Genomic DNA, 13756 nt, shown 5'->3' with positions numbered 1-13756 from the left:
ACGAAAACGGCCCCGGCCTCTGCCCCTGCGGAAGGCGAGACCGGGGCCGGGCAGCCCTTTCGGGCGGGGACAGTGTCAGCGCTTGCGGATCAGCCGGCCGTGCGCCGCAAGGATGCGGACGAGCTGATCGTGCGGCAGGCCGAACACCTTGATGTTGTTCGCCCCGGTCATCGTCTGCGACGCGACGAGCTGGTTGACCAGCGCCTCCTCGGTCGCCTGCACCACCGCCGCGAACAGCGGGTTGAGCGTATCCGAATCGGTGTCGCCGATCAGGCCGGCGACGCGCGGCGCGCCGCCCGCGGGCGAGACGTTGGTGGTGGAGAAGGCCAGCGCCATTTCGCCCGAAAGCGCGCTGGCGGTGCTGCCGTTGCGGCCCACGCCCAGCGCCGCGCGCCGCGCCATCCGCTCAAGCTGGTGCGGCATCAGCGGCGCGTCCGTCGCGATGACGATCAGCAGCGAATTCTTGTCCTGGGGCTTGCCCGCATCGGGGCCAAGCGCGGCGATGCCGTTCACCTCCGGCCAATTGCCCTTGATCTCCGCGCCCACCGGGATGCCGGCGATGCGCAGGTCGTCGCGATTGCCGTGGTTGGCCTGCACCAGCACCCCCACGGTGTAGCGCTTGCCGTTCACCTCCACGACGCGCGAGGCGGTGCCGATCCCGCCCTTGAAGGTATAGGCGATCATGCCGGTGCCGCCGCCCACATTGCCCTCGGCCACCGGGCCGCCCTTCGCGCCGTCGATCGCGGCGAACACCTGGTCGCGGGTCAGCGGATGGCCGAACACGTCGTTGAGCCGGCTGTCGAGCGTCTCCGCCACCACCGGCAGCACGCGCGTGGTGAGCAAGGGCGCGGGCACATGGACAAGCGACCAATCCATCAGCGCCTGATGCACCAGCCCGACATTGCCCGAACCGGTGAGCGCCACGGGGCCGAAGAACAGCCCGGTTTCGTCCACCAGGTGCATGCCGGTCCATTCGCCGGTGCCGTTGATCACGGCGCGGCCCGCGGCGACGGCATCGAAGCTCGCCTTGCCCAGCGGATGGATGATGGTGACGCCGGTGCGCGCCGGCCCCTTGCCCGGATCGAGCGCGCCATCGCCCGAGACGACGGTGGTCTGCCCCACCTCAACTCCCGGAACGTCGGTGATCGCGTTGTTAGGCCCGGGCGTCCCTTCGAACGGGATGCCCAGATCGCGGGCGCGATCCTGCGCGGCGGCGCAGGGGGCCAGGGCCATGGTGAGCGCGATCAGCGCGCCCGACAACAAACGGAACAGCATCGCCTTCAAATCCTCCTCTGGCTCCCTGGCCCCGTGCGCATCAGAAGCGGATGCGCCCCTCCAGGCCGATCGTGCGCGGCCGGCTGGAAACGATGCGCGGACGGCCGGGCAATTCGATGGCCAGCGACGGCAGGTCGGAGAGGTTCGCTGCCTCGTCGAACAGATTGTCCGCGAACAGGCTGAGGTCGAGCTGCTCAAGATGCACCGTCGCGCGCAGGTTCACCAGCTCATAGGCCGGGCGCACCCGCCGCGTCGCCGGGGCGTTGGAGCGGCTGAAGCTCTGGCCGACATAGTTGTAGTCGGCGTGGAGGGTCAGCGGCACACCGGGGTTCGCCTCGATGTCGAACCCGGCGTTGAGGGTCCATTCGGGTACCTGCTGGATGCGCGCGCCGTTGGGAAAGGCGGGGTTGCCGCCGCCATCGGTGATGCGCGCGTCGGTGTAGCCCGCGCCGAAATTGAGGTTCAGCCAGTCGGTCGCGGCGAGCGATCCTTCGATCTCGCCGCCCTTGCTGCGCGCCTTGCCGCCGTTCACCAGCACGCCGAAGCCGCAGGCGAGCGAGATGCCCTGCTGCACATTGTTCCAATCGATGCGGAACAGCGCGCCGTTCAGCGTCAGCTTGCGGTCCAGCCAGCGGGTCTTGGCGCCCGCCTCATAGCTCCACAGCGAATCGGACTGGTAGGAGAGTGCGTCGGCGGGCGTCAGGCCCACCGCCGCGAGCGATCCGGCGCACAGCGACGCGGAAAAGGCGTTGACGCCGCCAGTGCGGAAGCCCTTCGCCGCGCTGACATACAGCATCGCATCGCCGCCGACGTCATATTGCGCGGCGAAGCGCGGGTTGACGCCGTTCTCCTTCTGCGTGCCCGCGAAGCTGGCCGGGGTGACGGCAACGCCGTCCTGCGCGCCGGTGAAGGTCACCTTGTTGTCGAACACGCGCGCGCCGGCGATCAGGCGCAGGTTCGCGACGGGGCTGACCGTCACCTCGCCGAAGGCGGCATATTCGGTCTTCTTGGTAAGGAAATCCTGGCTGTAGACGTCCGGCACGATGCCCGGCAGCGGGGTGGGCGGGAACACCAGCCGGTCGCTGCTCTCCTGATAGAAAAGGCCCGCGGTAAGGTTCACGGCGCCGCCCAGATCGGACGCGAAGCGCAGCTCCTGCGCGGTGCTTTCGGACCGGCTGTGCGCGCGCATGATCGCGGGAATCGCCGGGGTGCCGAACAGGAGCTGGGCGATTTCGGAGAAATCCTCGCTCTCATGCACGGTGCGCCCGAACACCGATGTGGCGGAGGTGATGTGCCCCTTGCCGGTGTCATAATCGATGGTCAGCGTGCCCAGGTCCCAATCGTCGCTGCCCGGCTCGGCGATGTCGAACAGGCGCGGCTGGACGAAGTTGCCGGCGTTGACGTCCGCCAGCGCGCGGCCGTCGGTGGTGCCGCGCTGGAACATGTAGCGCGGGGTGATGGTGAGCCCGCCGAACTCGGCGCCCAGCGCGATCGTGCCGCCATAGCGATGCGCGCTGTCGACATTGCGGACAGTGCCGAAGTTCGCCGGCGCGGCCGGGGAAGCGACGCGATCGTAGATGCCGGAGGTGGCCTCGTAATAGCCCGACGCGCGGATCGCGAGGACGTCCGCGACGATCGGCACGTTGATCGCGGCGTCGGCCGATCCGTTCTCGCCGCCGTGGCGCGTGGTGGAGACCTGGGCGGCGATCGCGGCGGTGGTGGCGCCCGCATCCGGGCGGCGCGTGATCAGGCGGATGGTGCCGCCCATCGATCGCGCGCCATAGAGCGTACCCTGCGGCCCGCGCAGCACCTCGATCCGTTCCAGGTCCAGCACGCGGGGATCGATGCTGCCGGGCAGCGGCGCATCGTCGAGGTAGAATCCGGTCGTGCCCGATCCGAAGACGCCGCGCAGCGTGACGCTCTGCGCCGTTCCGCCCAGGCTCTGGGTATAGCCGAACGCCAGGTTGGGGATGTGCGCGGCATAATCGCGGAAATCGGTGATGCCCTGGGTCTCCAGCGTTTCGCCGGAGAGCGCGGTGATGCTGAGCGGGACGTCCTGCACCGATTCGGCGCGGCGCGTGGCGGTCACCACGATCTCGTCGCTGTCCGCGGATGCCGCTTCGGTATCGGTACTCGTATCCTGTGCCCGTGCCGGTGTGGCACCGAGCATCACCAGCAGCGAAACCGAACCCGCAAGCGCCGCGACCCTAGAGCGTGTCATTCTATGCCCCCCAATTGAAAACATAAATATGACGCCAGTATCATATTTGTAAGCCTGACTGTCAACGCGCTCTCGCGGGTGAGTCGAAGAGGCTGGTTTTGTTGACTTATCGGGGCGGCGTGCCGCTGTTCGCCTGCGGCAGCAGCGCCGAAAGCGACGCGGCGGCGGCGCCGATCTGTCCGCCTTCCGGCACGCGGCCATAGAGCGCCTGGTACCAAAGCACGGCCAGGAAATCGGCGAGATCGGCATTGGCGGGGGCCACCCGGCCCTTCAGTTCGACCAGTGCCGGATCGGGATGGATCACCAGCTTGCGCGCCAGTTCGTCCATCATCCCGCCCAGCGCATAGGCGGACAGCAGCACGACATCGCGCGGCGCGACGCCCGCCGGATGATCGCGGATTACCGACTGGGCGATGCGCTCATACCACGCCTTGTTCGCGGCATGGGCGAGATCGCGGAAATCCTCCACCTCGTCGCCGAGCTGGAGGATGCAGCGCATCAGCCCGGCGTTGGCGTACATCACCTCGATCCACTTCAGGTGCGACGCGCGGATCGCGGCGAAGGCGCCCTTGCCCTCCGGGCGGACGGCCATCATCTTCATCGCGGCGTCCAGATATTCCGCCAGCACGACGCGCGTAACCTGCTCCTTGTTCTCGAAATAGAGATAGAAGGTCGCGGCGGCGACTCCGGCCGCCTCGCAGATGTCGGAAACGCGCATCGCGTGATAGCCGACCTCGTCCAGCACCTTGATCGCGCCGAACTTCAGCATGTCCTTGGTGCGCTCGCCCTTGGTCCGCTTCGGCGCCACCTCGATCATATATTCGAGATAGTCGGCATAGCGGACAAAGCTGTTCACCTCCCGCACCGGCACCGCCATCTTTGCGGAATCGCTGATCTTTTTCTGGGCCCTCGCCATCGCCATGCAAACCTTGCGCTTAAAAACTGATACTGATATCAGATTTTGAATTCAGCAGGGGCTACTATGGACGTTCAGGACAAAAGAGCAATCGTGGAGGCGGAGCCGGGCGACGAGCTGGGCAATTCCGAATGGGTGGTGGTTACCCAGGCGATGATCGATCACTTCAGCCATGCGACGCTGGACGACGATCCGATGCATGCCGATCCGCAATGGGCGGCGGAGAAGGGGCCGTTCGGCAAGACGGTCGCCTATGGCTTCCTCACCATGTCGCTGCTCACGCACATGCTCCACAGCGCGATGAACGACGGCCCCGCGCGCGATCCGGAGCGCACCGGATATTTCCTCAACTTCGGGTTCAACCGGATGCGGCTGATCACGCCGGTTCCGGTCGATTCGCGGGTGCGCGGCAAGTTCCGCCTGGCCGATCGCACGCGCGACCGCGCCGGCCGCACGCGCCTGGCCATCGCCGTGGAGATCGAGATCGAGGGCGAGGAACGCCCCGCGCTGGCCGGCACCTGGCTCGCGGTATGGGTGCCCCCCAGCCATGGCTGAGGCGGGCGCGCTCGCCGGGCGGCGGCTGGCCTTTTATGCGCTGGGCGGCTTCGGCACCGGCGTGCTCACTACCGTTCCGGCGGCGCTGCTGCTCTATTTCTGCACCGAGGTGCTGGCCATGCCGCCGGGGCTGGCGGCGCTGGTGGTGCTGCTGCCCAAGCTGTGGTCGATCGTCTGGGATCCGCTGGTCGGCGTCTGGTCGGACCGGATCGATACGCGGATCGGGCGGCGCCGGCCGTTCATCCTGGCGGGCGCGATCGGCGTGCCCTTGATCTTCGTGCTGCTGTTCTGCTGGCCCTATCCGGCGGGGGCCGCGGCCTTCGTGCCGGTGACGCTGCTTTATCTGCTGATGACCAGCGTCTATTCGATCTTCGCGGTTCCCTTCGTCGCGGTTCCGGCGGAGGCGAGCGCCGATCCGGCGGTGCGCGAGCGGATCACCGGCTGGCGCATCGGCTTCGCGATGATCGGCGTGTTCGCAGGCGCAGCGGCCGGCCCGGCGATCGTCGCCGCGGCGGGAGGCGGGCGGCATGGCTTCACGGTGATGGCTGCGGTGATCGCGGTCCTGTGCGGGCTGGCGCTGCTGAGCTGCTTCCTGGCCACGCCCTCGCGCTTTGCCGCGCGCGTGGCGAAGGCGGAGCAGGCGCCTGCGGCCGCCGGGGCCGGCGCGAACCTGTTTCGCGGCGCCGGGCGCTTCTGGGCGCTGACCGGCGCCTATCTGCTCCAGCTCGTCGGCGTCGGCGCGGTGACCGCGCTGACCCCCTATTGGGTGGTCCATCTCGCGCGGCTTGCGGAGGGCGAGACCGGCAGCGCGCTGGGCGCGATGTTCCTGGCGACCATCGTCACCGTTCCCGCTTGGATGTGGGCGATCCGCCGCTGGGGGGCGGGGGCGATGCTCGCGCTGTCCGCGCTGCTGTTCGGGGTGGTGGCGCTTTCGCTTTCGGCGCCGTCGCCCGCGATGATGCTGCCGGCCTTCGCCGCGCTGGGCGTGCCCTTTGCGGGCATCCAGGTCGCCGCTTTCGCCCAGGCGGCGCATGTGATCCACGCGCTGCCGCATTCCAGCGAGGGGCTGTTCACCGGAATCTGGACGGCGGGGGAGAAGAGCGGCCTGGCGATCGGCGCGGCGCTTGCCGGGTTCGGGCTCCAGATCGGCGGGTTCGTGGCGGCGGCGCAGGGCCAGTCGCCCGCGGCGCTCGACGCGCTGCGCTGGCTGATCGCGCTCAGCCCGCTGGCGTGCATGCTGATGAGCCTGCTGCTTCTCGCCTGGGCGCGCCGGGCATGAGCGGCTTTACCGCCGAGCCGCTGGCCACCACCGTCGCCCGCTGGGCGGCGCGCGATCCCGGGCGTGCGGCGCTGGTGCATGGCGAACGGCGGATCAGCTATGCCGGGCTTGCCGATGACGTCGCGCGGCATGCGCGGGCGATGATCGCCGCTGGGGTGCGGCCGGGCGACCGGATCGCCTGCCTGGCGCCGCCTTCCCCCGAGTTCGTCGTCACGCTGCTGGCGGCGAGCGCGGTCGGCGCGATCTGGGTCGGGCTCAACCCGCGCTACAAGCTGGAGGAGCTGCGCTACGTCCTCGGCGACTGCACGCCGCGGCTGATGTTCGCGCGTACCGAGATCGACGGGCGCGGCTATGCGGCCGAGCTGACGGCGATCGCGCAGGACCATCCGGCGATGACGATCGTCACCGCCGATACCCAGCCCGCGTTCCTGGCCGCGGGTGAAGCCACGCAGATCGCGCCGCTGGAGAGCCGCCCGCCGGTGGGCCGCGAGCCGTGCATGATCGTCTACACCTCCGGATCGACTGGACGGCCGAAGGGCGCGGTGCTCCACCATGCCGGCATCGCCGCCTTCGCGGAGGCGCAGAACCGGCTGTGGCCGCTCGATCCGATGCGCGTGCTCAACTATTTCCCGATCAACCACATCGGCAGCGTGGTGGACATCACCTGCCCGGCGCTGGCGGGCGGCGGCACGGTGGTGTTGATGGAGAAGTTCGATCCGCGCGAATCGCTGGCACTGATGGCGCGCGAGCGCTGTACGCTGTGGGCCAGCGTGCCCAGCGTGTTCCAGATGCAGCTCGACCTGCCCGATTTCGCCGGTTTCGATCTTTCGGCGGTGCAGCTCATCGTGTGGGAAGGCGCGCCGATGGCGGAGCCGCTGATCCGGCGGCTGCACGCGATCCACCCGCGGCTCGCCACCAACTATGGGATGACCGAGGCGACCAGCGCGATCCTGGCCGAGCCGCCGTGCGCCGATCCCGAAGTGCTGGCGCGATCGGTGGGGCGTCCCTTCGCGCATGCCGAGGTGCGGCTGATGGCGCCCGACGGGCAGGAAGGCGACGCGGGCGAGATCCAGCTCCGCTCGCCGCTGGCGATGCTCGGCTATTGGAACCGGCCCGAGGAGACGGCGCAGGCCTTCACCGCCGACGGATGGCTGCGCACCGGCGACATCGGCCGCCGGCTGGCGGACGGCCGCTACGCGATCGCGGGGCGGATCAAGGAGATGTACAAATCGGGCGGCTACAACGTCTATCCGCTGGAGGTGGAGGCGGTGATCGACGGTCACCCGCTCGTCCATGCCAGCGCGGTGGTGGGCGTGCCCGATCCGCTGTGGGACGAAGTGGGCGTCGCCTTCGTCGTCGCGGAGCCGGGGCTGACGGCGGCGGCGCTGCTCGAACACTGCCGCGCGCACCTGGCCAACTACAAGCTTCCCAAGCGGATCGAACTGCGTGACGCGCTGCCGCTGCTGCCCATCGGTAAGGTGGACAAGGTGGCGCTGCGCGAAGCGGCGCGTGCGCTCCCGCCGCTTCCCCCGGCCGGCGCCTGAGAGATGGGCGGGAGGCGGCGCCGCCCGATCGCGGCGCCCGTCCCGTCACGCTACGGAAAAGCTGCCCGGAGCGGTCTCCATTGTTACAAAGAGATTCGACTTTTCTGATACTGATGTCATAAACAGATTCGCAATCAGGGAGCTAAGATAATGACGATCAGAAAGGGCAATCGAACCAGATCGGCGCTATATGCGGGGATCGCGCTTTGCGCGGCGGCGCCGGCCCATGCGCAGCAGGAGGACGGCGACGTCGCGCCGGGCGAAATCGTGGTCACCGCGGAACGCCGCGAGACCCGGCTGCTCGACACGCCGATTTCCGTGACCGCCTTCACCGCCGAGAACCTGGCCGACCGCGACGTATCGCGGATCGAGGACCTGGGCGGCTATATCCCCGGCGTGTTCGTGGAGGAGCGCGCGCTGCGCACCCAATCGATCGCGATCCGCGGGCTTTCGGCCGATCTCAACAACCCGGGGCTGGACCAGAGCGTCGGCCTGTATGTCGACGGCGTGTACCTGGGCCGCGCGACGCCGGGCAACGCCAGCCTGTTCGACCTGGAGCGGATCGAGGTGCTGCGCGGGCCGCAGGGCGCGCTGTACGGCAAGAACACGATCGCGGGGGCGATCAACTATGTGACGCGCCTGCCCGACGAGGAGCTGCGCGGGCGGATCGAGGCCGGGTACGGCAACTATGACGCCTGGCGCCTGCGCGCGATGATCAGCGGGCCGCTGGCCGAGGGCGTCTCGGCCGGGATCGCCGGATCGGTGGACAAGCGCGACGGCTATGTCACCAACCTGGCGACCGGCGTGCGGCAGGACGACCTGGATTCGCTGGCGCTGCGCGGCACGCTGCGCTTTCAGCCCAATGCCGATCTGGACATCATCCTGCGCGGCGACGTGAGCCGCGACCGGACCAATTCGGGCAGCAGCGACGTGCTGTCGAACGGCGCCTTCACCGGATCGCCGCTGGCCGATGCCAGCCCGACCGACCGCACCGTGACGCAGGACGTCGATCCCGTGCAGGACCGCGACGTGTGGGGCATGTCGGCCGAGATCAGGTGGAAGCTGGGCGGCGGAACGCTGACCGCGATCAGCGCGCTGCGCGGCTTCACCTGGCACAACTTCGCCGACAACGACTATGTCGCGCTAGACATGCTCTCCTCGGGCATTGACGAGGACCAGCAGCAGTTTTCGCAGGAGATCCGCTACGGCGGCACCGCGGGCGGGCTGACCTACATGGCCGGTGTCTATTATTTCCGCCAGACGCTCGACACCGCTTCGACGTCCACGGTCGGCCCGGCGCTCGGCATCTATCCGGCGCCCGTCAACGGCGTGATCACCGGCGACGTGACCACCGACAGCTATGCCGCCTTCTTCCACGGCGACTATGCCTTCACCGATCAGCTCAGCCTGACCGCGGGGCTGCGCTATACCTATGAGAAGAAGAAGCTGGTCCACAGCCAGACCGGCGATCCGCTCGGCATCCTGCTCGGCACCTATCCGCAGCGCACGCTCAAGCGGTCGGAGGACGATTTCTCGCCGTCCGCCAGCCTGAACTACAAGCCGGGCAAGGACGTGCTGATCTATGCGAGCTATTCGCGCGGCTTCAAGTCGGGCGGGTTCAACGTCTTCTCGGTCTCGCCGACCAACGACGCGCGTTACGCCCCAGAGCATGTCGACAGCTATGAGATCGGCGTGAAGGCCGGCTTCCTGGACGGCAATGGCCGCATCTCGGTCGACGTGTTCCGGATGGATTACTCCAACCTGCAGGTGAACCAGCTCATCACCGTCGCGGGCGTGCCGCGCTTCACCACCTCGAACGCCGCAAGCGCGCGCAGCCGGGGCCTGGAGGCGGAGCTGGCGCTGGTCCCGGCGCCGGGGCTGGAGCTGACCGCGACCTACACCTATCTGGACGCGGACTTCATCGATTTCCGCAACGCCACCAGCGGCGGTGCCGATTATACCGGCAACGTGCTGGCGCTCGCCCCGCGCCACAGCGGCAGCTTCGCCGCGCAATATGTCGCGCCGGTGAGCGGCTCGCTGGAACTGTTCGCGCGCGGCGAGATGTCGGTGCGCAGCCGCGTGTTCTTCGAACCGGACAACAGCTATTCGCAGGGCAGCGTCGCGCTGTTCAACGCGCGGCTGGGCATCCGGGACGAGAAGGCGGGCTGGGGCATCTATGGCTGGGCGCGCAACATCGGCGACCGGGAATATGTGATCAACCGTTCCGACGGCGCGATCGTCCCCGGCCAGGTGATCCAGACGCTGGGCGCGCCGCGCACCTATGGCGTGGAGGTCAGCTTCGACTTCTAGTCGGGGTTCCCGGAGCTGGGGCGGTACAGCGGCCGCCCCGGCTTCGCCGGAACCGGAGAAATCGGGGGCGGGAAGGGTTGCCTTCCCGCCCCCTTTCTTGTGTCAGCCGGCCTTCCGCATCGGGAAATCGGCGTCGTAATAGCGCATCGTCAGCGTCACGCTGCCGTCGGCGGCGCGGGTGAAGGCGAAGATCTGCTCGGAATCGAGCGTGGAGACATAGCGGCCACCGCCCAGCGCGGTGAGCGGCACCAGCGGCGCCCCGCTCGCGGCGCCGCCGTAGCTGAGCTGGAGCGCGCCGTCGCGGACGACGAAGCCCAGCGCCTCGAAGCCCAGGCGGCGGTTGGTGATCCTGTAATCGCCCGCGATCCACGCCGCTTCGGCCGCATCGAACGGCGTGGCGGTCAGGTCCGGCTCGGGAAGGCCCAGGAAGATGCGCGCGATGCGATGTTCCAGCGTGAGCGGCGGATAGCGCTCGCCCTGGCTGTTGGTCAGCACCACCACCGTCAGCCGGTCGTCGGGATAATAGGCGAGGTGGCTGGAAAAGCCGTAGATCGATCCCGGGTGCGAATATTTGCGCTTCCCGTCCAGGTCGCCCGCGATCAGGCAGCCCTGGAGATAGGCGTTGGCGCTGCCGTCCTCCAGTTTGTCGCCGGAAAGCGCCATGTTGCGGACCTTGGCGGGCGTCTTGCCGCCGAACAGCCCCTGCGAGAAGCGTACCAGATCGCCCGAGGTGGATACGATCGCGCCGGCCGAGAAGGGGACCAGCCAGTCATAGGCGGGGGCCGCGCGATAGGCGCCGCCGCGGCTCAGATAGCCCGACGCGCGCACGGAGCTGGCGCCGAAATCCGAATGAGTCATCCCGAACGGCTTGAAGATATTGGCGGCGACATATCCGTCATAGCTGTCGCCCGACGCCGCCTCGGCGATCAAGCCGAGCAGATAGGTGTCGGAATTCGAATAGTTGAAGCGCGTGCCCGCGGGGAACATCAGCGGCTTGTCCGCGAAGAAGCCGAGCATGTCCTTGCGGGTGAATCCTACGGGCTTTCCATAGGGAAAATCCGGGTTCTCCAGATAGTTGGGTACACCAGCCGTATGTTCGAGGAGCTGGCGCACGGTTACGCCGCGGCTCGGCTCGGGCAGGTCGGGCAGATAGCGGCCGGCGGGTGCGTCGAGCGCGACGCGGCCCTTGCCCACGAGCTGGAGCACCGCCAGGCAGGTGACGGGCTTGGTGATCGATCCGATCGGGAAGCGCGTCTCAGGCGTCACCGCGGTGCCGCCGTCGCGATCGGCCACGCCGAAGCCGCGCTGATAGATGATCTTCCCGCCGCGCGCGACCGCGACCGAGATGCCCGGGAACGGCCCCTCCGCCATTGCCGTCTTGATCGCGGCGTCGGCGCGGGCCTCCGGCGTCTGCGCCCGGGCGGCCGATCCGGGGACGGGCAGCGGCGCGCAGGCTGCGGCCGAGACGGCGGCGAGCGCCAGCGCATTGGCCAGATAGGCTGGGGCCAGACGGGAACGGGATCGCGGCATCGGCATCACTCCAGGCACCTCACAGCCGCGAATCGCCGCGGCTTTCATAAAACTGACGTCAACGTCATAAATTGCTTGTGGGGCGCATGCAATGTGCGGCAAAGCGCGTCCGACGACAGCTTGGGGACCCCGCCATGGCCACGCCGATCGACCAGGAACTTGCCGCTGCGCTCACGGGCCTGCGCGACGCGGGGCTGTTCAAGGCGGAGCATCCGCTGGTCTCGCCCCAGGGCGGTGTGGTCAGCGTGCAGGACGATACGGGCGGCGGCGAGCGGCGGCTCATCAACCTGTGCGCCAACAATTATCTGGGACTGGCCGATGACGCGCGGCTGATCGAGGCGGCGCGTGCGGCGCTGCTGGAACATGGCCTGGGCATGGCCTCGGTCCGCTTCATCTGCGGCACCCATGCGCTTCACCGCAGCCTGGAGGCGCGGCTGGCGGCGCTGCTGGGGCAGGAGGACGCGATCCTCTTCCCTTCCTGCTTCGACGCCAATGCCGGGCTGTTCGAGGCGCTGCTCGACGAGCGTGACGCGGTGATCAGCGATGCGCTGAACCATGCCAGCATCATCGACGGCATCCGTCTGTGCAAGGCATCGCGCCACCGCTATCCGAACGGCGACCTCGACGGGCTGGAGACGCAACTCAAGCTCGCCTCGGGCGCGCGGCGGCGGCTGGTGGTGACCGACGGCGTGTTCTCGATGGACGGGGTGATCGCCGATCTGCCCGCGATCCGGGCGCTGTGCGACCGCTATGGCGCGATGCTGGCGGTGGACGATTCGCACAGTGCCGGCGTGCTTGGGCCGGACGGCAGCGGCACGGCCGCGCATCATGGCGGCGTGCGGGTGGACATTGTCACGGGCACGCTGGGCAAGGCGCTGGGCGGCGCGGCCGGGGGCTATGTGGCGGCATCGCGCCCGGTGGTCGAATGGCTGCGGCAAAAGGCCAGGCCCTATCTCTTTTCGAACGCGCTGCCCCCCGCGCTGGCGGCATCGGCGCTGGTTGCGCTCGACATCCTTGCCGCCGAGCCGGGGCGGCGCGCACGGCTGGCGGCGCTTTCGGCGCGCTTCCGCGGCGAGATGGCGGCGCTGGGCTTCACGCTGGCGGGGGCGGGGCATCCGATCGTGCCGGTAATGACCGGAGACGCGCGGATCGCGGCGGGGCTGGCCGATCGGCTGCTGCGCGCGGGCGTCTATGCCGTAGCCTTCTCCGCGCCCGTGGTCCCGCCGGGGCAGGCGCGCATCCGCACCCAGATGTCCAGCGCGCTCTCCGACGCGGACCTCGACACCGCGATCGCGGCGTTCGCCGATGCCGGGCGCGCGCTGGATCTGATCGCGTGACCGCGCTGGCGGGAAGGGCGGCGCTGATCACCGGCGCGGGGAGCGGCATCGGCCGGGCGAGCGCGCTGCGCTTCGCGCGCGCCGGGGCGCTGCTGTGCCTGGCGGATGCGAACGGCGATGCGGCCGCGGCCGTGGCCCAGGCGATCGAGGCGGAGGGCGGCCGCGCCATCGCCGTGACGGCGGACGTCACCGATCCCGTGGCAGTGGGGGCGATGGTGGATGGCGCGGTGGCCGCGTTCGGCCGGATCGATATCCTGCTGCACAGCGCCGGGATCGGCATCGAGCGCGGCTTCCTGGAAACCGGCGCGGAGGAATGGCGCCGCGTGATCGACGTTGACCTGACCGGCACCTTCCACTGCTGCCAGGCGGCGGCGCTGGCGATGCGCGGACAGGGCCATGGCCGGATCGTGACCATCGCCTCCACCGCCGGAATCCGGGGTGGCACCGGCCGTGCGGCCTATGGCGCGGCGAAGGCCGGGGTGATCGGGCTGACGCGGGTGATGGCGGTGGAGCTGGCGCCGCTGGGCATCACCGCCAACTGCCTGGCCCCCGGCGCGATCGAGACCGAGCTGGTCGCGCGGATGCACTCGGCGGAGACGCGCACCGTCTATCGCGCGGGCATTCCGATGGACCGCTACGGCACGCCCGAGGAGGTGGCCGAGGCCGCGCTGTTCCTGGCCGGCGACACCGCCGGATACATCACCGGCCATGTCCTGGGCATCGACGGCGGCTTCCTGGCGGCGGGGGTGATGCATCGCCGCCATGCCCCGCCGCCACCGCAATGACAGC

10 protein-coding genes are annotated in these 13756 nt (G+C 69.1%); 6 read left to right on the top strand and 4 right to left on the bottom strand.

All coding sequences use genetic code 11. The features are described from left to right. Nucleotides 1-75: 75 nt before the first annotated feature. From OM513_RS01385 to OM513_RS01375, 3 genes are all read right to left on the bottom strand, one after another. Nucleotides 76-1275: a DmpA family aminopeptidase gene (locus OM513_RS01385; RefSeq protein ID WP_264942357.1), complete on the bottom strand. Its 1200-nt coding sequence runs from the start codon at nucleotides 1273-1275 to the stop codon at nucleotides 76-78. Between the two features lie 40 nt (nucleotides 1276-1315). Beyond that, a complete protein-coding gene (locus OM513_RS01380; protein WP_264942356.1) occupies nucleotides 1316-3496 on the bottom strand; it encodes a TonB-dependent receptor in 2181 nt (726 codons plus the stop codon). Nucleotides 3497-3602: 106 nt separating this feature from the next. Further along, entirely contained in the window at nucleotides 3603-4418 is an 816-nt protein-coding gene (locus OM513_RS01375; protein ID WP_264942355.1) for a TetR/AcrR family transcriptional regulator, read from the bottom strand. Between the two features lie 60 nt (nucleotides 4419-4478). Here OM513_RS01375 and OM513_RS01370 point away from each other — a divergent pair, with 60 nt between their 5' ends. From OM513_RS01370 to OM513_RS01355, 4 genes are all read left to right on the top strand, one after another. Next, a complete protein-coding gene (locus OM513_RS01370) occupies nucleotides 4479-4967 on the top strand; it encodes a MaoC family dehydratase (RefSeq protein ID WP_264942354.1) in 489 nt (162 codons plus the stop codon). Beyond that, nucleotides 4960-6246, top strand: coding sequence for an MFS transporter (locus OM513_RS01365; RefSeq protein ID WP_264942353.1), 1287 nt, complete (start codon nucleotides 4960-4962; stop codon nucleotides 6244-6246). Before OM513_RS01370 ends, OM513_RS01365 begins: the two co-directional genes overlap by 8 nt. Then, nucleotides 6243-7790 carry a class I adenylate-forming enzyme family protein gene (locus OM513_RS01360; protein ID WP_264942352.1) on the top strand — a complete coding sequence of 516 codons (1548 nt, stop codon included), beginning with the start codon at nucleotides 6243-6245 and terminating at the stop codon, nucleotides 7788-7790. The genes OM513_RS01365 and OM513_RS01360 overlap by 4 nt, the downstream gene beginning before the upstream one ends. Nucleotides 7791-7940: 150 nt before the next feature. Further along, complete coding sequence (locus OM513_RS01355; protein WP_264942351.1) at nucleotides 7941-10100, top strand: TonB-dependent receptor; 2160 nt, start codon at nucleotides 7941-7943, stop codon at nucleotides 10098-10100. Nucleotides 10101-10202: 102 nt separating this feature from the next. Here OM513_RS01355 and OM513_RS01350 read toward each other — a convergent pair whose 3' ends face one another. Beyond that, entirely contained in the window at nucleotides 10203-11630 is a 1428-nt protein-coding gene (locus OM513_RS01350) for a serine hydrolase domain-containing protein (protein WP_264942350.1), read from the bottom strand. Between the two features lie 134 nt (nucleotides 11631-11764). Between OM513_RS01350 and OM513_RS01345 the strand changes: the two genes are divergently transcribed. Both OM513_RS01345 and OM513_RS01340 read left to right on the top strand, forming a co-directional pair. Further along, entirely contained in the window at nucleotides 11765-12967 is a 1203-nt protein-coding gene (locus OM513_RS01345) for a glycine C-acetyltransferase (protein ID WP_264942349.1), read from the top strand. Further along, nucleotides 12964-13752: an SDR family NAD(P)-dependent oxidoreductase gene (locus OM513_RS01340; RefSeq protein ID WP_264942348.1), complete on the top strand. Its 789-nt coding sequence runs from the start codon at nucleotides 12964-12966 to the stop codon at nucleotides 13750-13752. The genes OM513_RS01345 and OM513_RS01340 overlap by 4 nt, the downstream gene beginning before the upstream one ends. Nucleotides 13753-13756: the final 4 nt, after the last annotated feature.

The sequence above is a fragment of the Sphingomonas canadensis genome (assembly GCF_026013525.1).
Lineage (GTDB): Bacteria > Pseudomonadota > Alphaproteobacteria > Sphingomonadales > Sphingomonadaceae > Sphingomonas > Sphingomonas canadensis.
This window is presented reverse-complemented; position numbering and strand designations above follow the sequence as displayed.

Coding starts and splice junctions, on each gene's coding strand:
- OM513_RS01375 (WP_264942355.1), bottom strand. CDS start 4,418: ATGGCGATGGCGAGGGCCCAGAAAAAGATCAGCGATTCCGCAAAGATG.
- OM513_RS01360 (WP_264942352.1), top strand. CDS start 6,243: ATGAGCGGCTTTACCGCCGAGCCGCTGGCCACCACCGTCGCCCGCTGG.
- OM513_RS01385 (WP_264942357.1), bottom strand. CDS start 1,275: ATGCTGTTCCGTTTGTTGTCGGGCGCGCTGATCGCGCTCACCATGGCC.
- OM513_RS01370 (WP_264942354.1), top strand. CDS start 4,479: ATGGACGTTCAGGACAAAAGAGCAATCGTGGAGGCGGAGCCGGGCGAC.
- OM513_RS01380 (WP_264942356.1), bottom strand. CDS start 3,496: ATGACACGCTCTAGGGTCGCGGCGCTTGCGGGTTCGGTTTCGCTGCTG.
- OM513_RS01365 (WP_264942353.1), top strand. CDS start 4,960: ATGGCTGAGGCGGGCGCGCTCGCCGGGCGGCGGCTGGCCTTTTATGCG.
- OM513_RS01350 (WP_264942350.1), bottom strand. CDS start 11,630: ATGCCGCGATCCCGTTCCCGTCTGGCCCCAGCCTATCTGGCCAATGCG.
- OM513_RS01355 (WP_264942351.1), top strand. CDS start 7,941: ATGACGATCAGAAAGGGCAATCGAACCAGATCGGCGCTATATGCGGGG.
- OM513_RS01345 (WP_264942349.1), top strand. CDS start 11,765: ATGGCCACGCCGATCGACCAGGAACTTGCCGCTGCGCTCACGGGCCTG.